General features: G+C 72.4%; 26 protein-coding genes and 1 tRNA gene. 10 read left to right on the top strand and 17 right to left on the bottom strand.

Translation table 11 applies throughout. The annotated features are described in order from the left end of the window. Positions 1-58 precede the first annotated feature (58 nt). Positions 59-592, top strand: coding sequence for a GNAT family N-acetyltransferase (locus OG276_RS20070; protein ID WP_266907385.1), 534 nt, complete (start codon positions 59-61; stop codon positions 590-592). 12 nt (positions 593-604) lie between these two features. Here the strand turns inward: OG276_RS20070 and OG276_RS20065 are convergent, their stop codons facing one another. Both OG276_RS20065 and OG276_RS20060 read right to left on the bottom strand, forming a co-directional pair. After that, positions 605-2,062 carry a M1 family metallopeptidase gene (locus OG276_RS20065; protein ID WP_266907383.1) on the bottom strand — a complete coding sequence of 486 codons (1,458 nt, stop codon included), beginning with the start codon at positions 2,060-2,062 and terminating at the stop codon, positions 605-607. Between the two features lie 49 nt (positions 2,063-2,111). Further along, positions 2,112-2,669: a heme-binding protein gene (locus tag OG276_RS20060; RefSeq protein WP_266907381.1), complete on the bottom strand. Its 558-nt coding sequence runs from the start codon at positions 2,667-2,669 to the stop codon at positions 2,112-2,114. A gap of 509 nt (positions 2,670-3,178) precedes the next feature. Between OG276_RS20060 and OG276_RS20055 the strand changes: the two genes are divergently transcribed. The 3 genes from OG276_RS20055 to OG276_RS20045 all read left to right on the top strand — a co-directional run bounded on the left by OG276_RS20055 (position 3,179) and on the right by OG276_RS20045 (position 5,693). After that, positions 3,179-4,312: a sensor histidine kinase gene (locus OG276_RS20055; protein WP_266907379.1), complete on the top strand. Its 1,134-nt coding sequence runs from the start codon at positions 3,179-3,181 to the stop codon at positions 4,310-4,312. Then, entirely contained in the window at positions 4,309-4,929 is a 621-nt protein-coding gene (locus tag OG276_RS20050) for a response regulator transcription factor (protein WP_266907377.1), read from the top strand. The genes OG276_RS20055 and OG276_RS20050 overlap by 4 nt, the downstream gene beginning before the upstream one ends. Before the next feature lie 149 nt (positions 4,930-5,078). Then, positions 5,079-5,693, top strand: coding sequence for a nuclear transport factor 2 family protein (locus OG276_RS20045; RefSeq protein ID WP_266907375.1), 615 nt, complete (start codon positions 5,079-5,081; stop codon positions 5,691-5,693). Between the two features lie 38 nt (positions 5,694-5,731). Here the strand turns inward: OG276_RS20045 and OG276_RS20040 are convergent, their stop codons facing one another. Then, on the bottom strand, positions 5,732-6,364 hold the full coding sequence (locus OG276_RS20040) for a response regulator transcription factor (RefSeq protein WP_266907373.1): 633 nt from the start codon (positions 6,362-6,364) through the stop codon (positions 5,732-5,734). Beyond that, positions 6,361-7,080: a sensor histidine kinase gene (locus tag OG276_RS20035; protein ID WP_266907371.1), complete on the bottom strand. Its 720-nt coding sequence runs from the start codon at positions 7,078-7,080 to the stop codon at positions 6,361-6,363. Before OG276_RS20035 ends, OG276_RS20040 begins: the two co-directional genes overlap by 4 nt. A gap of 171 nt (positions 7,081-7,251) precedes the next feature. Between OG276_RS20035 and OG276_RS20030 the strand changes: the two genes are divergently transcribed. Next, positions 7,252-7,755: a hypothetical protein gene (locus tag OG276_RS20030; protein WP_266907369.1), complete on the top strand. Its 504-nt coding sequence runs from the start codon at positions 7,252-7,254 to the stop codon at positions 7,753-7,755. Positions 7,756-8,182: 427 nt separating this feature from the next. Here the strand turns inward: OG276_RS20030 and OG276_RS20025 are convergent, their stop codons facing one another. Next, a complete protein-coding gene (locus OG276_RS20025) occupies positions 8,183-8,893 on the bottom strand; it encodes a pentapeptide repeat-containing protein (RefSeq protein WP_266912947.1) in 711 nt (236 codons plus the stop codon). A 97-nt stretch (positions 8,894-8,990) separates the two neighbouring features. Between OG276_RS20025 and OG276_RS20020 the strand changes: the two genes are divergently transcribed. Further along, positions 8,991-9,983 (top strand): zinc-binding dehydrogenase, encoded by a 993-nt coding sequence (locus OG276_RS20020; RefSeq protein WP_266912945.1) that lies wholly within the window; start codon positions 8,991-8,993, stop codon positions 9,981-9,983. Positions 9,984-10,027: 44 nt separating this feature from the next. Here the strand turns inward: OG276_RS20020 and OG276_RS20015 are convergent, their stop codons facing one another. The 4 genes from OG276_RS20015 to OG276_RS20000 all read right to left on the bottom strand — a co-directional run bounded on the left by OG276_RS20015 (position 10,028) and on the right by OG276_RS20000 (position 13,022). Beyond that, entirely contained in the window at positions 10,028-10,501 is a 474-nt protein-coding gene (locus OG276_RS20015) for a GNAT family N-acetyltransferase (protein WP_266907367.1), read from the bottom strand. A gap of 9 nt (positions 10,502-10,510) precedes the next feature. Next, the gene (locus tag OG276_RS20010; protein WP_266907365.1) at positions 10,511-11,503 is read right to left on the bottom strand and encodes an aminoglycoside phosphotransferase family protein; all 993 of its coding nucleotides are present in this window, start codon (positions 11,501-11,503) and stop codon (positions 10,511-10,513) included. Between the two features lie 101 nt (positions 11,504-11,604). Continuing rightward, complete coding sequence (locus OG276_RS20005) at positions 11,605-12,051, bottom strand: hypothetical protein (protein ID WP_266907363.1); 447 nt, start codon at positions 12,049-12,051, stop codon at positions 11,605-11,607. Between the two features lie 245 nt (positions 12,052-12,296). Further along, positions 12,297-13,022, bottom strand: a complete 726-nt coding sequence (locus OG276_RS20000; protein WP_266907361.1) for a thioredoxin domain-containing protein — start codon at positions 13,020-13,022, stop codon at positions 12,297-12,299. A 159-nt stretch (positions 13,023-13,181) separates the two neighbouring features. On the opposite strand from OG276_RS20000, the gene OG276_RS19995 reads away from it, so the two are divergent. Further along, on the top strand, positions 13,182-14,564 hold the full coding sequence (locus OG276_RS19995; protein WP_266907359.1) for an FAD-binding oxidoreductase: 1,383 nt from the start codon (positions 13,182-13,184) through the stop codon (positions 14,562-14,564). An 86-nt stretch (positions 14,565-14,650) separates the two neighbouring features. Here OG276_RS19995 and OG276_RS19990 read toward each other — a convergent pair. Together OG276_RS19990 and OG276_RS19985 are read right to left on the bottom strand one after the other, a co-directional pair. Next, positions 14,651-14,728, bottom strand: a tRNA-Thr gene (locus OG276_RS19990). 104 nt (positions 14,729-14,832) lie between these two features. Next, positions 14,833-15,498: a hypothetical protein gene (locus tag OG276_RS19985; RefSeq protein WP_266907357.1), complete on the bottom strand. Its 666-nt coding sequence runs from the start codon at positions 15,496-15,498 to the stop codon at positions 14,833-14,835. Between the two features lie 188 nt (positions 15,499-15,686). Between OG276_RS19985 and OG276_RS19980 the strand changes: the two genes are divergently transcribed. The 3 genes from OG276_RS19980 to OG276_RS19970 all read left to right on the top strand — a co-directional run bounded on the left by OG276_RS19980 (position 15,687) and on the right by OG276_RS19970 (position 18,241). Then, positions 15,687-16,775 carry an ABC transporter ATP-binding protein gene (locus tag OG276_RS19980; protein ID WP_266878809.1) on the top strand — a complete coding sequence of 363 codons (1,089 nt, stop codon included), beginning with the start codon at positions 15,687-15,689 and terminating at the stop codon, positions 16,773-16,775. Positions 16,776-17,005: 230 nt separating this feature from the next. Further along, positions 17,006-17,419, top strand: coding sequence for a hypothetical protein (locus OG276_RS19975; protein ID WP_266907355.1), 414 nt, complete (start codon positions 17,006-17,008; stop codon positions 17,417-17,419). A gap of 42 nt (positions 17,420-17,461) precedes the next feature. Beyond that, positions 17,462-18,241: a nucleotidyltransferase family protein gene (locus tag OG276_RS19970; RefSeq protein ID WP_266907353.1), complete on the top strand. Its 780-nt coding sequence runs from the start codon at positions 17,462-17,464 to the stop codon at positions 18,239-18,241. 164 nt (positions 18,242-18,405) lie between these two features. Here the strand turns inward: OG276_RS19970 and OG276_RS19965 are convergent, their stop codons facing one another. From OG276_RS19965 to OG276_RS19940, 6 genes are all read right to left on the bottom strand, one after another. Beyond that, on the bottom strand, positions 18,406-19,974 hold the full coding sequence (locus OG276_RS19965; protein WP_266907351.1) for a DoxX family protein: 1,569 nt from the start codon (positions 19,972-19,974) through the stop codon (positions 18,406-18,408). A gap of 222 nt (positions 19,975-20,196) precedes the next feature. Then, complete coding sequence (gene rlmB / locus OG276_RS19960; protein ID WP_266907349.1) at positions 20,197-21,168, bottom strand: 23S rRNA (guanosine(2251)-2'-O)-methyltransferase RlmB; 972 nt, start codon at positions 21,166-21,168, stop codon at positions 20,197-20,199. A 109-nt stretch (positions 21,169-21,277) separates the two neighbouring features. Continuing rightward, on the bottom strand, positions 21,278-22,675 hold the full coding sequence (gene cysS, locus OG276_RS19955; RefSeq protein WP_266907347.1) for a cysteine--tRNA ligase: 1,398 nt from the start codon (positions 22,673-22,675) through the stop codon (positions 21,278-21,280). 105 nt (positions 22,676-22,780) lie between these two features. Further along, positions 22,781-23,299 (bottom strand): 2-C-methyl-D-erythritol 2,4-cyclodiphosphate synthase, encoded by a 519-nt coding sequence (gene ispF / locus OG276_RS19950; RefSeq protein ID WP_266907346.1) that lies wholly within the window; start codon positions 23,297-23,299, stop codon positions 22,781-22,783. Further along, on the bottom strand, positions 23,289-24,050 hold the full coding sequence (ispD, locus tag OG276_RS19945) for a 2-C-methyl-D-erythritol 4-phosphate cytidylyltransferase (protein ID WP_266907344.1): 762 nt from the start codon (positions 24,048-24,050) through the stop codon (positions 23,289-23,291). Before ispD ends, ispF begins: the two co-directional genes overlap by 11 nt. Before the next feature lie 246 nt (positions 24,051-24,296). Next, positions 24,297-24,779 (bottom strand): CarD family transcriptional regulator, encoded by a 483-nt coding sequence (locus tag OG276_RS19940; RefSeq protein ID WP_003953493.1) that lies wholly within the window; start codon positions 24,777-24,779, stop codon positions 24,297-24,299. Positions 24,780-25,314 lie beyond the last annotated feature (535 nt).

Here is a 25,314-nt window from a genome sequence, read left to right as displayed (position 1 = left end):
TCCGTGCTGGAGCCCCCTCCCGGCCGTCCGGGGAGGGGGCTTCGCTACCGTTCGGTACGTGATCCTCCTGCCGCTCGCTCCCGTCGAGGACGGCGCCCTGCCGGGCCCGGTCCTCACCGAAATCGCCACGCTCTACGCGACGAACCACGCGTTCTTCGAGCTCAGCGGCGATTTCCCCGACCCCGGCCGCATCACGGTCGAGCAGGTCGCCGCCGCCCTCGCAGACGAGCTCGCCCACGACGGCGCCGAGGTCCTCCTCGCCCGCTCCGCCGGACGCCTCGTAGGCCTGGCCGCCACCCTCGCCCATACTGGTCGGCCTTCCCCTGGGGACCCGGCGTCCGAGGACCCCGACCCGTGGATCGGCCTGCTGCTCATCGACGCCACCGCGCACCGCGAGGGATACGGCCGCTCCGTGGTCGCCCTGGTCGAGGACCGCTTCCGCGCCGCCGGACGGTCGGGCGTACGGCTCGCCGTGCTCGACGGCAACGAGAAGGGCCTCGCCTTCTGGCAGTCCCAGGGCTACGTCACCCTGCGCCAGGACACCGACCGCGAGGCGGGCCGCCCCTGCACGGTCCTGCGCAAGGCCCTGTAGGCGGGAGGCCGCCTACGGCGTCTTCGACGCCTTGGGCCCCTTGGGCCCCTTGGGCGCCTTGGGGCGGTCCTTCCCGTACAGCCACACGTCCCAGACGTCCTTCAGGTCACGGCCGGTCTTCTCCTCCGCGTAAGCGGTGAAATCGGCCGTGCTCGCGTTTCCGTGCCGGTGGTCGGCGGCCCAGCCCCGCACCAGGGCGAAGAACTTCTCGTCGCCGGCCTCCTGCCGGATCCGCTGGAGGACCATCGCCCCGCGCCCGTACACCGGGGACGCGGAGATCTCCTTCGCGCTCCGGGGGGCGGCCGGCGGGAAGGCGCCCCAGTCCGATCCCGCATTCACGTCGAAGCTGGTGTCCCCGGCGAGGTAGGCGTCGAAGTGCTGCTGCGCGCTCGGCCCGCCGTGGTCCTCGGACCACAGCCACTCGGCGTAGGTCGCGAAACCCTCGTTGAGCCACATGTCCTTCCAGGACTTCGGCGACACCGAGTTCCCGAACCACTGGTGCGCCAGCTCGTGCAGCACCAGCTCCTGGCTGCCGGGCGCCCCCGGGAACACCGGCCGGGTCTGCGTCTCCAGCGCGTAGCCGAGGCTGTCCGCGGGCAGCACGATCGCGCCGGTCGTGGAGAAGGGGTACGGGCCGAAGCGCCCGATGCCCCACTCCACCATCTCGGGCAGCCGCGCGAGCGCGGCCCCGCTCGCCGCCGCCTCGCCGGGCGCCACCGCCGTGTAGACGGGGATCCCGGAGGCGGTCCGCCCGGTCGTCACCTTGAACTTCCCGACGGCCACGGTCGCCAGGTAACTCGCCATCGGCTCCGCTGAGTGCCAGTCGAAGGCGGTCCGGCCGTCGTCCTCCTCCGTACGCGAACGCAGCTCGCCGTTGGACACGGCCTCGTACCCCCGGGGGACGGTCACCCTGATGTCGTACGTGGCCTTGTCGCTCGGGTGGTGGTTCCCCGGGAACCAGGCCATCGACCCGACGGGTTCGCCGACGGCGACCGCGCCATCGCCGCCCGGGGTGACGATCCACCCCTCCTCGGCCCCGTCGGGGTCGGTCACCGCCTCGGGCCGGCCGGAGTAGTCGACCTCCGTACGGAAGACCTCCCCACGCTCCAGGTCCTCGGCGGGGCGCACCGTCAGCTCGTTGCCGGAGCGGTTGAAGCGGGCCCCGACGCCCTGCACGCTCACGCCCTCCACCTCAAGCCCGCTGAGGTCGAGGTTGAAGGAGCTGAGCCCGTGCTCGGCACGGGCGGTGATGACGGCGGTGGCGTGCAGCTGCCCGTCGGCCGGGTCGTAGTCGAGGTCCAGGGAGTAGTGCTCGACCTGGTAACCGCCGTTGCCGGCCTTGGGGAAGAACGGGTCGCGCACCCCCGACGCACCCGGCCGCCCCTGCACGGTCTCCCCCGTACAGCCCGTGAGGGCGAACAGGGTGGCGACGGCAGGGGCGGCCAGGCGATACACAAGGCGGTGATCCACGCCTCCGAGACTACGTCCCTCGGCGCTCCACCCCCTTCGACTCCTACCTCTACTTGGCGAGGGCGTCCACGCCGGCCTTGGCGAACTTCTCGTCCAGGTCGCCGGAGGGCGCGCCCGCGACACCGATGCCCGCGACCGGGGCGCCTTCGGCCTGGACGGGGGTGCCGCCACCGAGGAAGAGGGTGCCGGGGATGTCCTTCAGGTTCGGGGCCTGCGCGAGGCGGCCGGCGAGCACCGAGGTCGGGGCGTTCCAGGACACGGCGGTGTAGGCCTTGCGCTGCGCGGACTCGTAGGACTGCGGGCCGGCGCCGTCGCCGCGCAGCGTGACGATGGTGTTGCCGTTGCGGTCCACCACCGCGACGGTCACCTTCTGGTTCTCCTGCTCGGCGGCGTGCAGCGCGGCCTGGGCGGCGCGGGTGGCGGCGTCGATGGTGAGGTGCGTGGAGGTGGTGAAGTTCTTCTTGTCGCCGTCCTTCTTCGCGACGGCGGCGGGGGCGGCGGCCGGAGCCGAGGCCGGGGCGGCGTTGGCGCTGACCGCGCCGAGGGCTCCGGCGCCGAGGACGACGGCGAGGGCGGTACCGGTGAGAACGCGGGTGCGGGTGTTCATGTCTGCTGCTCCTGTGAACGTCGGCACGGCGGGCTGTCCTGCCGTTGCTCCAAGCCTCTCCCCGCCACCCCCACCACCCCGTCCCCGTACCGGCTCCGAACCCGCCCCCCACCGGTTGACCCCAGGGTCAACCGATCGGCTGATGCGCCCTCCCCCCACAACCCGCTTACCTAACCTTCCGGTCCCCCTCCCAGCCGTCCGGCGTTTGAGGACCGGGGTCTGGGGCGGAGCCCCAGGGGGTCCGGGCGCAGCCCGGGGCCCGACGGGTCAGGGCGCAGCCCTGGGAACGGTGGAAGGGCGGGTAGGGGACACCCCCGCGCAGCGCCACCCACCCGCACCCCCCGAAAACCGGCACCATGGACATACGCACCACCCCCAGGAGCACCCCCGTGACCAGCGCACACCCACCCGGCCCGCCAGGCCCGCCAGGCCCGCCGAGCCCACCCGGCCCGCGGAGCCACAGGGCAATCACCCCACCCCCACAAGACACCCGCGCCCTGTCCACGGTCATGCACACCGCGTTCTTCCTCCTCCTGGGCGCCTCGGTAGCCCGCTTCCTCCTCCGCCACCCCGACGAACCCCGCACCCCGTGGATCATCGCCCTGGGCATCACCCTGGCCCTGCTCTACGTACTCGGCCCGGCCCTCGGCGCCGCCCCCACCCTGCGCCGCCTCCTCTGGCTCGGCCTGGTCGTCGCCGTCTGGGTGGTCCTCGTCGTCCTCGCGCCGAGCTTCGCCTGGTGCGCCGTCCCGCTCTTCTACACGGCCCTGCGCACCCTCCCGCCCCGCGCGGCCGTCGTCCTCGTGGCCCTGCTGACCGTGTTCGTCGTGGCGGCCCAGCTGCGCCTCGCCCAGACCTCCGGCTCGGGCGAGCCCTTCGACCCCAACCTGCTCCTCGCCCCGCCCGCCGTCGCCGCCCTCGCCACCGCCGTCTTCGTCCACATGGAGCGCCAGGCGGCAGCCCAGCGCACCCTGATCGACGACCTGATCCGCACCCGCCGGGAACTGGCCGCCACCGAACGCCGCGCCGGCACCCTCGCCGAACGCCAGCGCCTCTCGATGGAGATCCACGACACCCTGGCCCAGCACCTGTCCAGCCAGCAGATGCTCCTCCAAGCAGCCGAACGCACCTGGGACACCGACCCGGGCACCTCCCGCACGCACATCCGTACCGCCACCGACATCACCGCCCGCGGCCTCGCCGAGGCCCGCCGCCTGGTGCACGACCTCGCGCCGCGCGAGCTCGCCGGCGGCGCCGGCCTCCCGGACGCCCTGCGCGCGCTGGACGCGGGCCCGGAGATCGAGGTCCGCTTCCACCTGGAGGGCGCGACGGTCCGCCTCCCCGACCGCGCGGAGCAGGCGCTGCTGCGCATCGCGCAGGGCGCGCTGGCGAACGTACGGGAGCACTCGGGGGCCCGTACCGCGGCCCTCACCCTCAGCTTCCTGGGCGACCAGGTCGTCCTGGACATCGCCGACGACGGCCACGGCTTCACCCCGCTCCGCTCCGCCGCCGCCGAACGCGGCCACGGCCTGCCCGCGATGCGCGCCCGCGTCCGCCAGCTCGGCGGCAACCTGACCATCGAATCCACCGCGGGCGAGGGCACTGTCCTGTCGGCGTCGATCCCCCTGGAGACCACCCCATGACCACGATCCTCCTCTGCGACGACCACGTCGTGGTCCGCGCCGGCCTGCTCGCCCTGCTCGGCAGCGAGCCGGACATCGAGGTGCTCGGCGAGGCGGGCAGCGGCGAGGAAGCGGTCGCGCTCGCGGCCAAACTCCGCCCCGACGTGGTCCTGATGGACCTCCAGCTCGGCGAGGGCATCGACGGCGTGGAGGCCACCCGCCGCATCACCGCCGCCCCGAAGCCCCCGCACGTCCTGGTCCTGACCACGTACGACACCGACGCGGACATCACCCGGGCCATCGGCGCGGGCGCCACGGGCTACCTCCTGAAGGCGGAACGCCCGGAGGAGCTGTTCGCCGCGATCCACTCCGCAGCCCAGGGCCGAACCACCCTCTCCGCCCCCGTGGCCAGCCGCGTGATGGCCCACATGCGCGGCACCCGGCCCACCCTGACCGACCGTGAGCTCGACATCCTCGGCCAGCTCGCCCGCGGCCTCGGCAACCGCGACATCGCCCGCGCCCTGTTCATCAGCGAGGCGACGGTCAAGACCCACCTGGGCCGCATCTACGACAAGCTCGGCGTCGACACCCGCGCGGGCGCGGTCTCGGTGGCCAAGGAGCAGCGCCTCCTTCCCTGAGGCGGGGGCCGTCGGCATCGTCCATCCGTACGAGATCGCGCTCGTACGCCGCGCCGATCCCCCGCGGGCGGCCACACGACAGGCTCGTCAGTGCCCGGACCACCCCGAGCCGGCCCGGGCGCAAGCAGCCGTGTCGAGAGGAACCTGCCATGCCGACCACCGATTTCGCCCCGGAACGCCGCCGCATGCTCACCATGCTGGGCACCGGCGCCGCCGTAGCCGGGCTCGGCGCACTCGCCTCCGCGGCGCCCGCCAGCGCCGCGTCCGAGGACCTTTCGACCGCCTCCTACGGCTCCGGCCCGGCGGGTTCCGCGGAGGACGAGCTGGCGATCAACCGCCTGCTGGAGACCTACCTCTTCGCCGTGGACACCAAGGACAAGACGGTCTTCCGGACCCTCTTCACCGACGACGCCGTCCTCACCGTGATGGCCCACCCCGACGGCACCGCCGGCATCGTCAAGTCCGGCATCGAGGCGGTCGTCGCCAACCTCGACGGCGCGGCGGCCTGGGGCCACTCCACCCACGTCACGGCCAACGCCTACATCCGCGTCACCGGCCGCTACACCGCGACCGGCGACAGCCACGCCACCGCCCAGCTCGTGTACCCGGCCACCGCCACCGCCCCGGAGACCGTCGTCGTGCGCGGCATCCGCTACCGCGACGAGTACGTGAGGTCCGCGGGCGTCTGGAAGATCCGCAAGCGCATCTTCTCGCCGCTCTGGCAGTACAACGGCACCGCGGTCCAGATCAACTACCCGAACTGACCCCACGACCCTGGGGGGGCCCGGCCGGCCGGTCGCCCCTACCCCAGCCCGATGAGCCCCCGGTCGACGGCCGCGCGCACGGCCGCCGTACGGTTCTCCACCCCGAGCTTCTCGTAGACGTGCACGAGGTGGGTCTTGACCGTGGTCCCGCTGATGAAGAGCGCCGAGCCGATCTCCCGGTTGGAGCGGCCCGTCGCGATCAGCTCCAGGATCTCGGTCTCCCGGGCCGTCAGCGCCGCGCTCGGCGCCCGGTACCGGTTCATCAGCCGCGAGACCACCGAGGGCGACAGGGCCGACTCCCCGGCCGCGACCGTCCGCAGCGCCTGGAACAGCAGGTCGGGCGGGGACCCCTTGAGCAGGTACCCCGCCACGCCCGCCTCCACGGCCCGTACGACGTACGCGTCGGACTCGTAGCTGCTGAGCACGACCACGCGGGGCGGCGCGGGCAGCCGCCCGATCCGCCGCGTGGTCTCCACCCCGCACATCCCCGGGCCCATCCGGATGTCCATCAGCACCAGCTCGGGCCGCAGCTCGCGCACCATCCGCAGCGCGGCGCCCCCGTCGGCGGCCTCCCCGCACACCTCGAACTCGGGGCACCCGCCCAACAGCGCCCGCAGCCCGGCCCGCACGACGGGATGATCGTCCACCAACAGGATCCGGACGGGCGTCATCCCGGCCCCGGTCCCGGGCCCGGTCTCGTCACCGGCGGGGGCACCGGCAGCGGGAGCACCAACGGCGGCACCGGAACGCAGACCGACACCACCGTCCCTCCCCCACCCGGACTGCTCTCCACCGTGGCCGTACCCCCCAGATACCCGATGCGGCGGCGCAGCAGCCGCAGCCCGTCCCCGCCCGGACTCCCGTGCCCGTGCCCGTGCCCGGCAGCGGCGGCCGGGTCGAACCCGACGCCGTCGTCCCACACGTCCAGGGCGAGTACGTACGGCTGGTAGGTCAGGGTCACCACGACGGCCGAGGCCCGCGCGTGCCGGCGCACGTTGGCCAGGGCGCCCTGGGCCGCCCGCAGCACCGCGCCCTCGACCCTGCCCGGCACCGGCCGGGGTTCCCCCTCCAGCCGGAACCGGGCCCCGTCCACCCCGGCGCACAGCTCGCGCAGCACATCGGGCAGCGCCGCCCCCCGCTCCAGCTCCACCGGAGCCAGGTCACGGATGATCCGCCGGGCCTCGGCGAGGTTCTCCCGCGCGGCGGCGGCCGCCTGCCGGACCAGCAGCCGGGCCCGCCCCGGCTCCCGGGTCCACTCCCGGTCGGCCGCGTCGAGCAGCAGGTGCATGCTGGTCAGCCCCTGGGCCACGGTGTCGTGCAGTTCGGCCGCGAGCCGGTTGCGCTCCCGCAGCACCCCGGCATCGCCCTGTCCCCCGGCTCCCCCCACGCCCGTCCCCTCTCGCCACGAACGACCCCCCGGACGCGCCGAGCTTAATCCGGCGAACCCGACACCCCCCGGGGGCATCAGCAACTCTGATCCCCGTGCCCGCACCGTCCACGGGGCCCCTTAAGGCCCGCGCGGGAGACCCCCCGCCCCGCACGTGACACCATCGGATACGTGCTCGACATCGGCTACTCCCTCTCCCGGCGCTTCCCCGACCCCCCGCAGACCGACTACCGCTCGGCGGACGTCCACTCGCTGCGCCACGACCTGTTCTGCGGGGACGTCTACCTCGCCGACACCAACGCGGACCGGGAAGTGTCCACAGCCTGGGGATGGGTGCCCGTACTGGACTTCGCCTGGGCGCTGTGCGACATCATCGAGCAGCTCGACCAGGACCCGCGCGGCAGCCGCGCCGCCAACCGCCAGTACGCCGAGATCGACTTCACCGAGTCCTCGGACCGGATGCTCTTCGAGCGCCGCTTCGGCTGGGTCGACGTCGAGGCCGACTGGATGCCGTCGGAAGAAGCCCCCCTCACCTTCAGCCACCGCCTGCTGCGCCGCGAAGCACGGGACTTCCTGCACGACGTGATCGCGGACCTCATCGACATGCACGACGGCCTGGGCGACAACCCGATCATCTGGACCCTCCAGTCCCGCTTCCCCCGAGTCCCGGCGTAGCAGACCGAAGCCAACCCAGCCGCCCGACGCTTGAACACCGGGGTCCGGGGCGGAGCCCAATCCAACCGCCCGACGCTTGAGGACCGAGGTCCGGGCGGAGCCAAATCCAGCCGTCCGGCGTTTGAGGACCGGGGTCCGGGGCGGAGCCCCGAAAACCTCGGGCGCAGCCCGGGTCCCGACAGGTCCGGGCGGAGCCAAATCCAGCCGTCCGGCGTTTGAGGACCGGGGTCCGGGGCGGAGCCCCGAATGCCTCGGGCGCAGCCCGGGCCGGACGGGTCAGGGCGGAGCCCTGGGAACGGTGGAAGGGCGGGTAGGGGACAGCCCCGCAGGGCCACCCGGCCAAGCCGCCAAGCCGAAGCGCAGAGAGCCGGGCTCACCCGGTCCGGTGCCGGGCGGCACGGACCAGGCCGGATCCGAAGGTGACGGCCTAGCCCACCACCCTCAACCCAAGCTGCGCAGCCATCGCCGGCGCCAGCCCAATGAGCTGCGCCGGACTGATCACCGCCCCCGCCAACGCCTCCACACCCCGCGCGATCTCCAGCTCCGCGACCGCCCTCAGGTCCACGTCCGCCATCCGCGCCCCCGTGAAGTCCACCCCCCGCAGCTCGCAGCCCAGGAACTCCACCCGCTCCATCACCGCACCCGAGAAGTCCGGCTCCACCAGCACGCACCCCTCGAAGACCACATCCTTGAGCCGCGCCGTGCGCAGGTTCAGGTAGTCGATCTTGCCTCCGCGTACGAGCACCCGCTCCAGCACCGCCCCGTGCAGCTGGACCCCGCCCAGCCGGGCGTCCAGCAGTTCCACGTCGCGCAGCGAGGCCTCCGACAGGTCCGTCCCCACCCCCCGGACGCCGTCCAGCACCGAGTCCAGGATCCGCGCCTTGGCCAGCCCGGTCTCGTCCAGCACGCAGCGCCGTAGCGCGCAGTCCATGAACCGGGCCCCCCGCCCGTCCCCGCCCGTGAGGTCCACCTCGACGAGCTCCAGCCCGTCGTAGTCCCCGTCCGGCTCCAGCCCGGGCCCCGCGTCCTCCCACCCGCTGAGCTCCGGCAACCGCACCTCCGGCCGCCGCGCTGCCTTCACCGCCTGCTGCTTCCGCTGCCGCTGCTGCTGCTGCGTCTTCCGCCCGTCCCGCGCCATCGCCATCCCCCCATCCTGACCCACCCCTTGACCTCAACCCCACTTGAGGTCCGAGGCTTCACCCATGACCCCACCCACACCCACACCCCCACCCACGATGCAAGCCATCCGCCTCCACGCCTTCGGCCCCGCCGAGAACCTCACCTACGAGTCCGTCCCCCGCCCCGTCCCCGCCCCCGGCCAAGTCCGCATCGCCGTGGCCGCCGCCGGCGTCCACCTCCTCGACACCGCCCTGCGCCGCGGCGTCCAGGGCCCGCCCGCGCCCCTCCCCGAGCTGCCGACCGTCCCCGGCCGCGAGGTCGCCGGCACCGTCGACGCGCTCGGCCCCGGCACGGACCCCGCCTGGCTCGGCCGGAGCGTCGTCGCCCACCTCGGATTCGCCCCCGGCGGCTACGCCGAGTACGCCGTCACCGACGCCTCCCGGCTGCACGCCGTCCCGGACGGCCTCGACCCCGCCACCGCCGTCGCCATGATCGGCACGGGCCGCACCACCCTCGGCATCCTCCAGTTCGCCGAGCTCGGCCCCGGCTCCGTCGCCCTGGTCCCCGCCGCCGCGGGCGGCATCGGCACCCTGCTGGTCCAGTACGCCCACCACGCCGGAGCCACCGTCGTCGCCCTCGCCGGCGGCCCCGCCAAAACCGCCCGGGCCGCCGCCAACGGCGCCGACCTCGCCCTCGACTACACCGCCCCGGACTGGGCCGACACCCTCCGCGCCCACCATCCCGACGGCGCCACCGTCCTCTTCGACTCCGTCGGGGGGTCCGTCGCCCGCACCGCCCTCGGCCTGCTCCGCGACGGCGCCGACCACCTCGTCTTCGGCTGGTCCGGCGGCCCCCTCACCCTCACCGACACCGAGCAGGCGGGCCTCGACGCCCGCGGCGTCACCACGCGGCACGTCCTCGGGCCCGCCATGCTCCAACGCGCCGGCGGCGAAGACCCTCTGCGCCTCCTCGAAACCCGCGCCCTCGCCGAAGCCGCCACCGGCCGCCTGCGCCCGGCCCTCCAGCGCTACCCCCTCGCCGAAGCCGCCGCCGCCCACCGCGACCTGGAAACCCGCGCCACCACCGGCAAGGTCGTCCTGGAACCCTGAGGACCGGCGCCCCCGGCTATGCGTCTCCGCCTACTCGCCCCCGCCTACTCGCCGCCGAGCTCCGCCAGCGCCCCATCGGTCAGCCGGTACACCGACCACTCGTCCTGCGGCCGCGCGCCCAAGGCCTCGTAGAAGGCGATCGTGGGCTCGTTCCACTTCAGGACCGACCACTCCAGCCGCTCGTACCCGCGCTCCACGCAGATCCGCGCCAACTCCCGCAGCAGCGCCTTCCCGTGGCCGCCGCCGCGAGTGCCCGGACGGACGTACAGGTCCTCCAGGTAGATCCCGTGCACCCCGCGCCACGTGGAGAAGCTGAGGAACCACAACGAGAACCCGACCGCCTCGCCCTCCTCCGTCACCGCGAGGTGCGCGAACGCCGCCGGCCGCTCCCCGAAGAGCGCCTCCCGCAACTGCTCTTCGGTGGCGCGCGCCTCGTGCGGCACCTTCTCGTACTCCGCGAGCTCGCGGATCATGGACTGGATGACGGGTACGTCGCTGAGGACGGCGTTACGGATCATGCCTGCACCCTACGAGCCCCCGCGCCCGCCCCTGCCCCCGTCCCGCCCCAGCAGCGACTCCGCGACCCTCAGCTGCACCTCCGCCGGCCGGTCCCCGTCCTCCACGTCCCACAGGCAGTTCTGCAGCACCCGCCCCAGCGTCCACGCCCGCGCCCGTTCCCGGTCCGCGTCCACCACCTCCGCGAGCGCCTCGAAGCGCCACCGCACCTCCCGCGCACGGAAGTTGTTGACCAACGCCGGCAGCAGCTCGAACCCCGGATCACCGGCGAGCGGCTTCGGATCGATGGCCACCCACGGCTCGCGCCCCCCCGCCAGCACGTTGTCGTAGTGCAGGTCCCAGTGCAGCAGCCGGTCCCCCGGCTCCCCCACCACCTCCGCGAGCGCCGCCGCGCAGTCCGCGACCAGCCTCCGCTCCCGGTCGCCCCCCAGCTGCTCCAGCTGCTCCAGCGCCCCCGGCACCTCCTCCAGCATCCCCGCCGCCAGGTCCCCGAGCCGTCGCAGCCCGGCCGGCGCCGGGACCGCCGTCAGCCGGGCCAGCAACCCGCCGACGACCTCCACCGCCCGCCTGGAATCCCGTACGGCCAGCGCCGACAGGGGCCTGGTCTCGTCGAGGCGCTCCAGCAGCAGCGTGCCGGTCTCCGGATCGTCCGCCAGCAGCCGTACGCAGCCCTCCCCGGCCCACGCGCGCAGCGCGAGCGGCTCCCCCGCGTTCTCCTCGTCCAGCGCCGGCAGCTTCAGCGCCGCCGCCGTCCCGTCGGCCCGCACCACCGGCAGCACCAGGGCCGTCACCCCGTGCATCCCGGGCCCGGTCACCCGTAGCTCCCACCGCTCCAGGAAGGCGGCCACCCGCCCGGGCAACGCGTCGACGAAGGCCCGCCCGGCCGCCCCGTTGTCGCGCACCTGCGCCCGCGCGAACGGCGCGGGAACCCCGCCGAACCCGCTCCCGCCCGAGTCACCCGAGTCACCCGAGCCGCCCGAACCACCCGCCGTCGCACCGTCCATGGCCCGACCCTAAAGGGGACCGGCCGGCCCCGGGCAGACGGTCGAGAACATGCGAAAGGGGGTGTCACCCGCATCCGGGTGACACCCCCTCGTCGCGCGCCCTACGACATGTTGGAGTCGTCGAACGGGTTGTGCATCACCTTCGAGTCATGGCAACTCGCGATCGCGCCGCTGCCGGCCTTGATCTTGCAGACCTGGAAGTAGGCGTAGTCGATCCAGCCGGCTTCCAAGTACGTCCGCCACTCGGCACGCGTCTGGCCGGTGGGCACGGTCCGCATCGCCCAGGTCCTGTTGCCGATTTCGCCCCCGGTGACGAGGCGGATGCCGATGACGTAGCCGTCGGTCGCACGGTCCTCGGCGATGAGCGCTATCGGGTCGAGACGGTAGGGGTTGATCCTCCACTGGATGACCGCCCGCCCGTAGTAGGCGTTGGTCGAGATGCTTTCATCGCTGACCGTCCCGGCCGCGGCCGCGGGGCTGGCGACGAGCGGAGTGAGGATGGCGGCCAGAGCTGCCGCAGTGGCGACGAGGCTGGACTTGAGACGCAAGGATCCCCCCGGGGAGCGCGCGTTGGCTGGAAACACCTACTCTAGCTCGAATTCGATCACGCCTGACCAAGCGTCAATTGGACCCACCTGAAGCGCCGTTCGACCCTCCCAGCACCTCACACCGGCCGCACCGGCCGCAGCCCACGGACGGCGGCCGGGCGCGATCCGAAAGAGACGGCCAAGACCCAAGCCCAGGCCAAAGCCCAGGCCCAAGCCCAGGCCCAAGCCCAGGCAAGGGCCCAGGCCTAGGCCGAGGCCCCGATCCCGACACCCTTCAACGCCCCCACGAACGCCCCCGCGTCGAAGAGCGACCCGTCCTTCGACCCCACCGGCTTCCCCTCGACCAGCACCATCGGCGTCGCCTGCGCACCCGTCGCCTCGAAGCCCTTCTCCGCCTCGGCGACCCACCCCTTGTACTTCTGGTCCTTCACCGCCGCATCGAACTCAGCCCCGCGCAGCCCCGGTACCCGGTCCGCGATCCTCAGGAGCAGCTCGTCGGTGAACTTCCCCTTCGGCTGGCTGGCGAAGACCGCCGCGTGGAACTCCGCGAACTTCCCCGAGTCCGCCGACGCGCGCAGCGCGTTGACCGCCTTGACCGAACCGCTCGCCCCGTCCCGGTCCAGGAACGAGGCCAACAAGTACTCGATCTTCACCTGACCGGCCACCGCGAGCTTCAGCAGCGACTCCCCGCCGGCCTCCTCGAACCGCGCGCAGTGGCCGCACTTGGGATCCACCAGCACCTGCGCGGTGCGCGGCGCGTCCGGCTTCCCCACGACGATCTTCGCCCCGTCCACCGCCGCGGGCAGTCCCGCGAGCTGCCCGGCGATCGGACTGGTCCGCACCGGAACCTCGGAGGCGGCCACGGCCTTTCCCCCGCCCGTCCCTGACCCGCACCCGACGACCGCCCCGCCCAGCAGGGCCACGGACGCGACCGCCGCGACCAGCCGTCCTGCCACCACAACCCGCGCCATACGAACCAGTACCTCTCATACAAAAACCCAACAAAATCCCCGCCCCACCCTAAGAAGGATCCGCACCGCCCACATCAGCCATTCGGCCACCCCTCAGCCCCCAAAACACGACGTCACGCCGCTGGACACCCCTCCGCAACCCCGTGTACCAACTCCCCCATGACGATCAACGGCGGAATTTCCTTCTGGTACGCGACGGACGAGACCGCCCACGCCCACCCACCCCGCGCCCCGCTCACCGGCAACACCACGGCCGACGTCGTCATCGTCGGCGGCGGCTACACCGGCCTGTGGACCGCGTACTACCTCAAAACCGCCGCCCCCGACCTGCGCGTCACCGTCCTGGAGCAGAAGTTCTGCGGCTACGGCGCCTCCGGCCGCAACGGCGGCTGGCTCTACAACGGCATCGCCGGCCGCGACCGCTACGCCACCCTCCACGGCCGCCCCGCCGCCCAGCGCCTCCAGCACGCCATGAACGAGACCGTCACCGAGGTCATCGACACCGCCGCCAAGGAAGGCATCGACGCCGACATCCACCGCGGCGGAGTCCTCGAAGTGGCCCGCACCCCGGCCCAGCTCTCCCGCCTCAAGGCCTTCCACACCGCCGAACTCGCCTTCGGCGAAACGGACCGCGAGCTCTACGACGCCACCGACACCCGCGCCCGCATCAACATCGCGGACGCCGTGGGCTCCTCCTGGACCCCGCACGGAGCCCGCATCCACCCCCTGAAGCTGGTCAAGGGCCTGGCCGCCGCCTGCGAACGCCTCGGCGTCGTCATCCACGAGTCCACCCCCGTCACGGAGATCGCCCCGCGCCGCGCCCTCACCCCGTACGGCACCGTCCGCGCCCCGTACGTCCTGCGCTGCACGGAGGGCTTCACCGCCGCCCTCAAGGGCCAGAAGCGCTCCTGGCTCCCGATGAACTCCTCGATGATCGCCACGGCCCCCCTCCCCCCGGAGACCTGGTCCCAACTCAACTGGTCCGACGCCTCCACCCTCGGCGACATGGCCCACGCCTACATGTACGCCCAGCGCACGGCCGACGACCGCATCGCCATCGGCGGCCGCGGCGTCCCCTACCGCTACGGCTCCCGCACCGACAACGACGGCCGCACCCAGCCCGCGACGATCACGTCCCTCACCGACCTCCTCACCTCCTTCTTCCCGGTCCTCACCGGCGTGGAGATCACCCACGCCTGGTCGGGCGTCCTGGGCGTCCCCCGCGACTGGTGCGCCACGGTCACCCTCGACGCCACGACGGGCCTCGGCTGGGCCGGAGGCTACGTGGGCTCCGGCGTGGCCACGGCCAACCTCGCGGCCCGCACCCTCCGCGACCTGGTCCTGGGTGCCACAACGGACCTCACGACCCTCCCCTGGGTCAACCACCGAGTCCGCCGCTGGGAACCGGAACCCTTCCGCTGGCTGGGCGTCCAGGCCCTCTACGCCGCCTACCGCGAGGCCGACCGCCGGGAATCCACCACCCACACCCCGACGACAACCCCCCTGGCCCGCCTGGCGGACCGCATCTCGGGCCGCCACTGAGGGCATGCGAAAAGGCCCCGGGTGATCACCCGGGGCCTTTTCGCCTCTGCACGAATCCCCTGGGCCGACAAGCTTCCGACCTGGGATGGAGCCCCCTGTCGGATTCGAACCGACGACCTACGCATTACAAGTGCGTTGCTCTGGCCGGACTGAGCTAAGGAGGCGTGGTGACTCTGCGCAAGGCACGGAATCGCCTTCACTCTACACATCGCCCCGACCCCTCAGCGAAGAACTTTCCGGTGTCCGGGGCCGCCGTCGGCGGCCCCCCTCACACCCCCGGATACCCCGCCCGCGCCACCCTCGGCGCCACCGCCGCCAGCGGAAGGCCCGGGTTCAGGGCGTCCACGACCGCCTGGGTGAGCGGGCGCAGCTCCCACACGTGGCGGATCGCCTCCAGCGGGAGGTCCGTCTCGTAGTAGTCCTCGGCGAAGTCGCGGTAGGCCTCCGGGGTGCCCGCCACGAGCAGCTCGAAGAGGTAGTCCGCGCCGTCCGGGTCGGACTTGCCCTCCGGGAACTCCACCTTGCCCGTACGCCACTGCGCGTCGCCGGTCTCGCGCCAGAAGACCGCGGTGGCGTTGAACACGCCGTCCACGCAGAACGCCGGCTCCGTCAGGTACGGCCGGAAGGCCTCCGGTATGCCGTCGGTCAGGCCCGGCCACAGCCTCGCCTCGTCGTCCCCCCACGGGCTCATCACCGACTCGTGGTCGAAGCCGTGCCCGAAGACCCCGTCCGCCGTGAAGACGATCGCGTAGTCGTCGCCCGATCCGTTGTCCATCAGTGCCACTTCCTCGCCCGGGCCCCACTCCGGGTCGTAGGCGAAGTAGCCGTCGTCCTCCTCGCCGCTGATCACCAGTTCCAGCGCCGCCATCGCCCGGCAGCGGTCGCGCAGCGTCTCGATGTCGGGCAGCGCGCGGGTCACGTCGTAGATGGTCATGGTCGTGATCAAAGCAGCCGGCACTGACAGCCGTCGGGGCCATCGCGGGACGTCGGGGAAGTCACCCCCGCCCAGGTGCTGACAGGAGCCGCGCGGGCGGGTAGCGTCGGGCCGAGTCCAGTCCACTGGACTAGACCTTCCACTCGGATCGTCCGGCACGTTCCTGCCGGTAGAAGGGATTCATCACCATGGCTTCTGTCACTTTCGACAAGGCGACCCGTCTGTACCCCGGCGGCGACAAACCCGCCGTGGACCAGCTGGAGCTGGAGATCGCGGACGGCGAGTTCCTCGTCCTCGTCGGCCCCTCCGGCTGCGGCAAGTCCACCTCGCTGCGCATGCTGGCCGGCCTGGAGGACGTCAACGGCGGCGCCATCCGCATCGGTGACCGCGACGTCACGCACCTGCCGCCCAAGGACCGGGACATCGCGATGGTGTTCCAGAACTACGCGCTCTACCCGCACATGTCCGTCGCCGACAACATGGGCTTCGCGCTCAAGATCGCCGGCGAGGACAAGGCCACCATCCGCAAGAAGGTGGAGGACGCGGCGAAGATGCTGGACCTGACCCAGTACCTCGACCGCAAGCCGAAGGCGCTCTCCGGCGGTCAGCGCCAGCGCGTCGCGATGGGCCGCGCGATCGTGCGCAAGCCGCAGGTGTTCCTCATGGACGAGCCGCTGTCGAACCTCGACGCCAAGCTCCGCGTGTCCACCCGCACGCAGATCGCCGCCCTCCAGCGCGACCTGGGCATCACCACCGTCTACGTCACCCACGACCAGGTCGAGGCCATGACGATGGGCGACCGCGTCGCGGTCCTCAAGGACGGTCTGCTGCAGCAGGTCGACACCCCGCGCAACATGTACGACCGCCCGGCGAACCTCTTCGTCGCCGGCTTCATCGGCTCGCCGGCCATGAACCTCGTCGAGGTCCCGATCACCGACGGCGGCGTGAAGTTCGGCGACAGCGTCGTCCCGGTCTCGCGCGAGGCACTGTCCGCCGCCGCCGACGCGGGCGACCGCACGGTCACCGTGGGCGTGCGCCCGGAGCACTTCGACATCGGCGAAACGGGCGGCCTGGAAATCACCGTGAACGTCGTCGAGGAGCTGGGCGCCGACGGGTACGTCTACGGCTCGACCTCGCACTCCGAGGGTTCGCAGGACATCGTGGTGCGCGTGAACGGCCGCCAGGTGCCCGAGAAGGGCTCCACGCTGCACGTGGTGCCGCGCGGCAACGAGATCCACGTCTTCTCGACCTCCTCGGGTGCCCGCCTCTCCGGCTGACCCGTACGCGCACATCCGCCGAAGGGGCGTCCCGTCAAGGGGCGCCCCTTCGGCGCGAGTTCCGGTCCGGGTTCCGGTCCGAGGTACGGCGCGAAGTCCGGTGCGAGGTCCGGCAGATCGGGCCATTCGGCCCCAAGCGTCAACCCTTAATTCGAAAAGCCACGTCGAACCATCCCCCGACCGGGTGACTAAATGTCGCCATATCTTCACCGAGCGCTACTCTCGCCCTCGTGACCCACACTGCCCGCCGTATCGGCCGATCCCTCGCCCTGGTCCTGCCCGTCGTCCTGGTCCTGTCCGGGACCCTCGCGGTCACCATGGTCCCCTGGGCGGACAACACCCCCTCCCAGATCCTGACCGCGTCCGCCGAGGACGTCTCCGTCCCCGCGAAGCCGCGCGCCGCCCAGGACGTGCTGCGCGACAAGCTGTTGAGCGAGATCCAGCAGGGCGAGCAGCCTGGTGACGTCCTGACCCACCTCCAGCAGGAGGTCGACCGGCGGCCGTCCCTCGCCGAGCACTGCGTGGGCATCGCGCGCGCGCTCGGGCGGGCCGCGGTGGACGCCTACGGGCCCACGAAGGCCCAGTCGTACGCGCGGCCCGTGTGCGACACCGCGTACGCGTCCGGCGTCGCCTCCATGGGCTGACGGCCGCCGCCGCACGCCCTTCAGCACCCGGACACGAAGAACATGACCGATTCCGAGCGTTCCGAAAGCTCCGAGCGTTCCGACCGACCCCACGCGGCCGCGTTCCCGGCTTCCCCGACCCAGGCCGTTGTCCTGGCGGGGGGCCAGGGTTCGCGGCTGCGGCCTTATACGGACGACCGCCCCAAGCCGATGGTGGAGATCCCCGGAACGGGGATGCCGATCATCGGGCACCAGCTCGCGTGGCTGGCCTCCGAGGGGGTGACGGACGCCGTGGTCTCCTGCGGGCACCTCGCCGAGGTGCTCCAGCAGTGGCTGGCCGAGGCCCCGTTGCCGCTGCGGGTGACCACCGTCGTGGAGAACGAGCCGCTGGGCCGGGGCGGCGGTCTGAAGTACGCCGCCCGGCACCTCCCGCACCCCGACCGGTCCTGGTACGCGACCAACGGCGATGTGTGGACCCGCTTCTCGCTGCGCGAGATGGCCGCCTTCCACGCCGAGCGCGGGGCCACGGCCACGCTCGCGCTGGCCCGGCCGCGGATTCCGTGGGGGGTGGTGGAGATCAACGAGTACGGGCACGTACTGGACTTCATCGAGGCGCCGCAGTCCCCGTACCCGGTCAATGCCGGCGTGTACGTCTTCGGTCCCGAATTCGCCGCCCTGCTGCCGGACTTGGGCGACCACGAGCGGACCACCTTCCCGCGCCTGGCCCGTGAGCGGCGCCTCGCGGGCTTCCCGCTGCCCCAGGGGGCCTACTGGCGGGCGATCGACACGGCGAAGGACCTCACCGAGGCGGCACGGGAGTTGGCCGCGCAGAACGCCCCGTAGCGCCTCCCGTTGCCCCTACGGGCCCACACGCGCCCGTACAGGCCCGCACGGCGGCACACGGCCGGCACGGCCCCGCACCGGCCGCCCCGCACCGTCCCCGCACACGAAGAAGGCCCGGCACGCTCTCGCGTACCGGGCCTTCGCCTTCGCTGTCGCCGTGCCCGTCAGCCGCCGAGCAGTCCGCCCAGCAGGTCGGGCTTCGACGGTGCGGTGCTCCCCGTTCCCCCGGTGGAACCGCCGCCGCTCGTTCCCGTGGAGCTGGCCGGGGGCTTCTGCGGGGTGGACTGGCGGGGGGTGCTGCGCGGGGACTTGGTGCCGCTGGTGGTGCCGCGGGTCGCGCTCGGCGAGCCGGAGCCGGCCGTCGGGGAGCTCGAACCGGCGGCCCCGCGCCCGGTCTTGGCGGCCGGCGAGGAGGCTCCGGCCGAGGGCTGCACGGCCCGCTTCGAAGCCTGACCGGGGCTGGGGCTCACGGGCTGCTGCTGCTTCGGGGAGCGCGGCAGGGGCCGCCCGGGAAGGTAGTTGCTCGGGGCCTCGCCCGGTCCGGGCACGGTGACCACGGTGGTGGAGCGGACGGCGCCGCCGAGGAGCGAGCCGATGAGCAGGGTGAGCCCGCAGATGACGCTGGCCATGATGGCTCCGCGGCGCAGGACCCGGCGGCGCAGCCGCCAGACCTCGGACCGCGGGCCGAGCGTGCGCCAGGCCTCGCTCGCGAGGCGGCCGTCCAGGGAGTAGACGGGGGCGCCGGCGATGATCAGCGGGCTCCAGGCGGCGAGGTAGATGATGTCGGGCGCGTCGTAGGCGGGGACGGTCTTCCAGCTCACCGTCATCAGCAGCGCGGCGGACAGCAGGGCCCCGAAGCAGGCGGCGAACCGCTGCCACAGGCCGAAGACCGTCAGGACGCCCACGATGACCTGGAGGAAGGCCACGCTGAGGCCGGCGCCGACCGGGTGGGCCAGTGCGAAGTCGCGCAGCGGTTCGGCGAGGGCCCACGGCTGCAGGGTCTGCAGCCAGGTGACCATGGAGCCGCGCTCGCCGCCGTCGAAGTAGACGGGGTCGCACAGCTTGCCCATGCCGGCGTAGATGGAGATGAACCCGAGGAAGACGCGCAGCGGGAGCAGCACGACGCCGAGGTTCATGCGGCGGCCGGGGTAGTACGAGGCCTGCGCGCGGGCGTCGCCCTGGGCGCGGCGGGAGTCCGCCGATCCGCTGCCTTCGGAGTAGGCGGCGTCGTAGGCCTCGTGGGAGTGGGAGAGGCCCCCCACCACGGGCTGCAGCCGGGTCTCGGCCGGGTCGCCGTGGCTGCGCTGCCCGATGACGGTCGGGGTGGCGAGGGTGTCGTCCGCGAGGTCGTGGGCGAGGTCGACGCGCGGGATCGTCTGGGTGGCCCCGCCGTCGTACTCCGCGTGGCCGTCGTGGGCGCGCCCGTGATCGCGTACGGCCTGGAGCAGGCCGCCCATGGCGGCGCTGGCGGCGGCGTCGCCGGGGGCGGACTTGCCGCTCCAGACGACGGGGCGGCGGCGTGCGGCGCCGGCTCCGGCGGCCGCGAGGGCCCCGCCGAGTGCCGGGGCGAGCCCGGAGGCGCCCGAGGGCCTGGGACGCGCGCTGGGGCTCGGTGCGAGCCGCACGCGGAAGCTGGCGTGGTTGACGATGACCTGTGCGGGGTCGCACGGCACCTTGACCATGCTCAGCGCGGGCTGGTCGTCGAACCCTGGCGTTCTGGTGTCCACACTCATCTAACCGAGTGACGGGTGTTTAGGACACTGCCTTGACATCAGGGATGTGTCCGAGACCCGTCAAATCAAGCCACCCCGCCCGTAAGGGGCGGGGTGGCACGCTCACGGGTCACGTCCGATGAGCCAAGTGGATCAAGCGGCGGCCGCGGTGGCGCTCAGGCGGCTGCTGCCGGTGGTGCTGCTGCCTGCGCTCCTGGTGGCCGCTGACGCTGCCCGTGGTGCTCAGGCGCGGCCGCGGACGGCGCGGCGGCGGGAGGCCTCGTAGAGGACGACGCCCGCGGCGACACCGGCGTTGAGCGACTCGGCGCCGCCCGGCATCGGGATGCGCACGAGGTAGTCGCAGTTCTCGCCGACGAGGCGGCCGAGGCCCTTGCCCTCGGAGCCGACGACGATGACGACGGGGCCGCCGAGCGCTTCGAGCTCGTGGACCTCGTGGGTGCCCTCCGCGGCGAGGCCGACGACGGTGATGCCGGCCTTCTTGTACTCCTGGATGGCGCGGGTCAGGTTGGTGACGCGCGAGACCGGGGTACGGGCGGCGGTGCCGGCCGAGGACTTCCAGGCACCGGCGGTCATGCCGGCGGCGCGGCGCTCGGGGATGACCACGCCGTGGCCGCCGAAGGCGGAGACGGAGCGGACGATCGCACCGAGGTTGCGCGGGTCGGTGACGCCGTCGAGGGCCACGATGAGCGGGTCCTCGTGGTTCTCGTACGCGGCGGCGGTGAGGTCCTCCGGGTGCGCGTACTCGTACGGCGGGACCTGGAGGACCAGGCCCTGGTGGTTCAGGCCGTTGGTCAGCCGGTCGAGCTCCGGGCGCGGGGCTTCCATCAGGTTGATGTTGCCGCGCTCGGCCGCGAGCTGGAGGGCCTCGCGCACGCGCTCGTCGTTGTCGATGAACTGCTGTACGTACAGGGTGACGGCCGGTACGCCGTCGCGCAGCGCCTCGAAGACCGGGTTGCGGCCAACGACCATCTCGCTGGTGCCCTTGGGGCCGCCGCGGCGGGGGGCGGGGCGGCGCTTGGCCGCCTGCCTGGCCATGGCGTTGCTGATGCGGTTGGCCTTGTGCTTCTTGCGGTCCTCGGCCTTGGGCGTGGGGCCCTTGCCTTCCAGGGCCTTGCGCCGCTGGCCACCGCTGCCGACCGTCGCGCCCTTCTTGTTGGACGTGCGGCGGTTCCTGCGCTGGCTGTTCCCGGCCATGACCTCTACCTGATTTCGTTGGTTCTGCGATATGTACGTATGAAGAGTGTGCCGCCCGGGATGCCGAGCGGCCCAATCTGAGTGCGCCAGTGGGACTGCGCCGGTGGGCTCAGCGGGGGCCGAGCGTCCATCGGGGTCCGGTGGGGCTGTCCTCGATGACCAGGCCCGACTGCTGGAGCTGGTCGCGGATGGCGTCGGCGGTGGCCCAGTCCTTGCGGGCGCGAGCGGACTCGCGCTGCTCCAGGACCAGGCGTACGAGGGTGTCCACGGCTCCGTGGAGGTCCTCCCCGCGGTCCGCCTCGCCGGCCCAGTGCGGGTCGAGGGGGTCGAGTCCGAGGATGCCCAGCATGGCCCGTACCTCCGACAGGCGCGCGATGGCCGCGTCCTTGTCGTCGGCGGCGAGCGCGCTGTTGCCCTGGCGGACGGTGGTGTGGATGATCGCGAGCGCCTGCGGGACGCCCAGGTCGTCGTCCATGGCCTCGGCGAAGGCGGGCGGCACCTCGGCGGCGGGCTCGACGGAGCCGCCGGCCTTCTCGATGACGCGCTGGATGAAGCCCTCGATGCGCGCGAAGCCGGACTCGGCCTCGCGCAGGGACTCCACGCTGTACTCGATCATCGAGCGGTAGTGCGGGGTGCCGAGGTAGTAGCGCAGCACGATCGGGCGCCAGACCTTGAGCATCTCGGAGACGAGGACGGAGTTGCCGAGCGACTTGGACATCTTCTCGCCGGAGAGGGTGACCCAGGCGTTGTGCATCCAGTACTTGGCGAACTCGTCGCCGTAGGCCTTGGCCTGGACGATCTCGTTCTCGTGGTGCGGGAAGATCAGGTCGAGCCCGCCGCCGTGGATGTCGAAGGCGCTGCCGAGGTACTTGTGCGCCATCGCCGAGCACTCCAGGTGCCAGCCGGGACGGCCGCGGCCCCACGGGGTCTCCCAGTCGGGCTCGCCCGGCTTGGAGGCCTTCCACATGGCGAAGTCGCGCGGGTCGCGCTTGCCGGAGACGCCCTCGTCGGGCTGGCGCAGGTCGTCGATCTTCTGGTTCGACAGCTCCAGGTACCCGGGGAAGGAGCGCACGTCGAAGTAGACGCTGCCGTCGGCGACGTAGGCGTGGCCGCGCTCGATGAGCCCGCGCATCATCTCGATCATCTCGGGCACGTGGCCGGTGGCGCGCGGCTCGTACGTGGGCGGGAGGCAGCCCAGCGCGTTGTAGCCGTCGTTGAAGGCGCGCTCGTTCTCGTACCCGATGGCCCACCAGGGGCGGCCCTGGTCCTCGCCCTTCGCGATGATCTTGTCGTCGATGTCGGTGACGTTGCGGATGAAGGTGACGTCGAGCCCGCGGTGGGTGAACCAGCGGCGCGCGATGTCGAAGTTCAGGTACGAGCGGACGTGCCCGATGTGCGGAGCCGCCTGCACGGTGGCGCCACAGAGGTAGATCGAGACGCAGCCCGGGACGAGCGGGGTGAAGTCACGGATCTGCCGGGCGCTGGTGTCGTACAGGCGAATAGTCACGGCATCCAGGGTAGTGCGCCTGTAGCAGTGCCCCGCGACCCTTTCGGCACGCGGGGCCCGCTTTGTTGTCGGAGAGGTGCGGGCGGGGTGTATCCGTACGGGGTACTAGGCCCGGTTCGTCCGGTAGACGAGGGCCGTGGCGATGGCCGCGAGGCCTTCGGCGCGGCCGGTGAGGCCCAGTCCGTCGGTGGTGGTTCCGGAGACGGAGACGGGGGCGCCCGCCGCTGCGGCGAGCGCCTTCTGTGCCTCTTCGCGCCGCTTGCCGATCTTCGGGCGTACGCCGATCACCTGGATGGCGATGTTGCCGATCTCGAAGCCTTCGGCGCGGACGATCCGGGCGGCTTCCGCCAGAAGGGTGGTTCCTGCGGCGCCGGACCACTCGGGGCGGGAGGTGCCGAAGTGCGCGCCGAGGTCGCCGACCCCGGCGGCGGAGAAGAGTGCGTCGCAGGCGGCGTGCGCGGCGACGTCCCCGTCGGAGTGCCCGGCGAGGCCGTCCTCGCCCTCCCAGAGCAGGCCGGCGCACCACAGTTCGCGGCCGGTCTCGAAGGCGTGCACGTCGGTGCCGATGCCGACGAGCGGAATCAGCGGGGCCGCGGGGGCCGCGGCGGCGGGGTCAGTAGGCATCGGTGGCCCTCCGGCGGGCGAGTACGGCCTCGGCGAGGACCAGGTCGAGCGGGCGGGTGACCTTGAAGGCCTCTTCGTGACCGGGGACGGCCACGACGGTGATGCCGAGCTGTTCCACCATGCCGGCGTCGTCCGTGGCGCCCTCTCCGTCACCACTGGGCCGGGCCGCCTTCTCGTGGGCGAGTCGGAGCGTGGCGAGGTCGAAGCCCTGCGGCGTCTGTACGGCGCGCAGCCGGGCCCGTACGGGGGTGGCGACGACCGGCTCGGGCTCGCCGGGCGGGCCGGGCTCGACCTCCTTGACGGTGTCGGCCAGCGGCATGGCGGGGACGACGGCGGGTGCGCCGTCGCGGACGGCCTCGACGACGGAGTCGACGGTGTCGACGGGGACCAGGGGGCGGGCCGCGTCGTGGATGAGGACGGCGGTGATGTCGGCCGGGAGCGCGTCCAGGCCGGCGCGTACGGAGTCCTGACGGGTCTGCCCGCCGGGGACGACCAGGATCTCGGTGCGCTCGGGCAGCGCGTGCTCGTCGAGCAGCCGGCGCACCTCGGCGGTGCCGTTGCCGTCGGGGGGCGCCACGACGACGACGAGGGAGACCGCGCGCGAGCGCGCCATGGCGCGTACGGCGTGGATGAGCATGGGGGTGCCGCCCAGGGTCCGCAGGGCCTTGGGGGCGCCGGGACCGAGACGGACCCCGCGGCCGGCGGCCGGGATCACCGCGGCGGTGCGGTGGGGGCGCGATTCGTCAGACATCAGTAGCTCCGAGCCAGGTTTGTGACTTCGGCCGACATGGGTATGGCCTGAAGGGTGCCGGGTGCGACGCCCTCGCCCCTTCCGTGACGACCGGTCGAGTCGCTGCCCGGACCCGGCACGCCAGTGAGTACAGGCTTCAGTGAGTACAGGTATGGGTCCAGACATGCCGCAGCGCCCGGCAACAAGTCTCCTTGTCAGCGGGCACCGCGGCACAACTGTGTACGACAAAGCGCACGAGCGATCGCGTCAGGACGCGAGCACTTCGTCGAGGAGGGCCTCGGCCTTGTCCTCGTTGGTGTTCTCGGCGAGCGCGAGCTCGCTCACCAGGATCTGGCGCGCCTTTGCGAGCATGCGCTTCTCACCTGCGGAAAGCCCACGCTCACGCTCACGACGCCACAGGTCGCGCACAACTTCGGCGACCTTGATGACATCGCCAGAAGCGAGCTTTTCCAGATTTGCCTTGTAGCGCCGGGACCAGTTCGTCGGCTCTTCTGCGTACGGTGCGCGGAGCACCTCGAAGACCCGGTCCAGCCCGTCCTGGCCGACTACGTCGCGAACGCCTACGAACTCCGCATTGTCCGCGGGGACGCGAACGGTCAGGTCACCCTGCGCGACCTTGAGCACCAAGTAGGTCTTGTCCACGCCTTTGATCTGGCGAGTTTCGATAGCCTCGATCAGCGCGGCCCCGTGATGGGGATAGACCACGGTGTCGCCAACCTTGAACGTCATGTGACAGGTACCCCTTCCGTGGCTATCCAGGGTAACACGAGAATCGACCGTTATGAATGGCGTTTTCGCAGGTCAGGGCCCATCTCAGGGCTTGACAACAGCGACACGAACGTGCTGCGAGAGGCTTCCGGAGGGGGGTATTCGCAGGTCGGAGGCGCTGTACGGACCAGGCGAAACGGCTACGTTACACCTGCCCGAGAGCCCTGACGATGTGGCGTACGTCCCGTTTTGACGGGTTCCAGGGCGGGAAACCGAACTACTCCGTTCGACTGGCGGCCACCCGTACGGCGTCCGTTCCGGCCCAATCCGGAATTGATCACCCGGTCGGTGTTCGATGAAATCCGTAAATTGATCACCGAGGCCGCGGCGGCCTTTGCGAGCGGGCCTTTTGCGAATGGAAGATCACCCGGCTCCGGCGGGGCGGTGACGGAACCCGCCGGTGCGGGGGGCGGACCCCGCGCAGGGCCCGGCCCCACGCTGCGGAGGGTCGGGTGCGGGGGCGGGGCGGCGGCTCGGTAACCTAAGCGCGCTGACA

It is taken from the genome of Streptomyces sp. NBC_00086 (genome assembly GCF_026343255.1).
Classification (GTDB): Bacteria; Actinomycetota; Actinomycetes; order Streptomycetales; family Streptomycetaceae; genus Streptomyces.
Note: the sequence above shows the minus strand (reverse complement) of the source record. Positions and strands in the feature narration are given on the sequence as shown.

Bases quoted from the DNA above. Each gene is read 5' to 3' on its own strand.
- OG276_RS20060 (WP_266907381.1), bottom strand. From the start codon at position 2,669: ATGAACACCCGCACCCGCGTTCTCACCGGTACCGCCCTCGCCGTCGTC.
- OG276_RS20055 (WP_266907379.1), top strand. From the start codon at position 3,179: ATGCACACCGCGTTCTTCCTCCTCCTGGGCGCCTCGGTAGCCCGCTTC.
- OG276_RS20050 (WP_266907377.1), top strand. From the start codon at position 4,309: ATGACCACGATCCTCCTCTGCGACGACCACGTCGTGGTCCGCGCCGGC.
- OG276_RS20045 (WP_266907375.1), top strand. From the start codon at position 5,079: ATGCCGACCACCGATTTCGCCCCGGAACGCCGCCGCATGCTCACCATG.
- OG276_RS20040 (WP_266907373.1), bottom strand. From the start codon at position 6,364: ATGACGCCCGTCCGGATCCTGTTGGTGGACGATCATCCCGTCGTGCGG.
- OG276_RS20025 (WP_266912947.1), bottom strand. From the start codon at position 8,893: ATGGCGCGGGACGGGCGGAAGACGCAGCAGCAGCAGCGGCAGCGGAAG.
- OG276_RS20020 (WP_266912945.1), top strand. From the start codon at position 8,991: ATGCAAGCCATCCGCCTCCACGCCTTCGGCCCCGCCGAGAACCTCACC.
- OG276_RS20015 (WP_266907367.1), bottom strand. From the start codon at position 10,501: ATGATCCGTAACGCCGTCCTCAGCGACGTACCCGTCATCCAGTCCATG.
- OG276_RS20010 (WP_266907365.1), bottom strand. From the start codon at position 11,503: ATGGACGGTGCGACGGCGGGTGGTTCGGGCGGCTCGGGTGACTCGGGT.
- OG276_RS20000 (WP_266907361.1), bottom strand. From the start codon at position 13,022: ATGGCGCGGGTTGTGGTGGCAGGACGGCTGGTCGCGGCGGTCGCGTCC.
- OG276_RS19995 (WP_266907359.1), top strand. From the start codon at position 13,182: ATGACGATCAACGGCGGAATTTCCTTCTGGTACGCGACGGACGAGACC.
- OG276_RS19985 (WP_266907357.1), bottom strand. From the start codon at position 15,498: ATGACCATCTACGACGTGACCCGCGCGCTGCCCGACATCGAGACGCTG.
- OG276_RS19980 (WP_266878809.1), top strand. From the start codon at position 15,687: ATGGCTTCTGTCACTTTCGACAAGGCGACCCGTCTGTACCCCGGCGGC.
- OG276_RS19970 (WP_266907353.1), top strand. From the start codon at position 17,462: ATGACCGATTCCGAGCGTTCCGAAAGCTCCGAGCGTTCCGACCGACCC.
- OG276_RS19965 (WP_266907351.1), bottom strand. From the start codon at position 19,974: ATGAGTGTGGACACCAGAACGCCAGGGTTCGACGACCAGCCCGCGCTG.
- rlmB (WP_266907349.1), bottom strand. From the start codon at position 21,168: ATGGCCGGGAACAGCCAGCGCAGGAACCGCCGCACGTCCAACAAGAAG.
- ispF (WP_266907346.1), bottom strand. From the start codon at position 23,299: ATGCCTACTGACCCCGCCGCCGCGGCCCCCGCGGCCCCGCTGATTCCG.
- ispD (WP_266907344.1), bottom strand. From the start codon at position 24,050: ATGTCTGACGAATCGCGCCCCCACCGCACCGCCGCGGTGATCCCGGCC.
- OG276_RS19940 (WP_003953493.1), bottom strand. From the start codon at position 24,779: ATGACGTTCAAGGTTGGCGACACCGTGGTCTATCCCCATCACGGGGCC.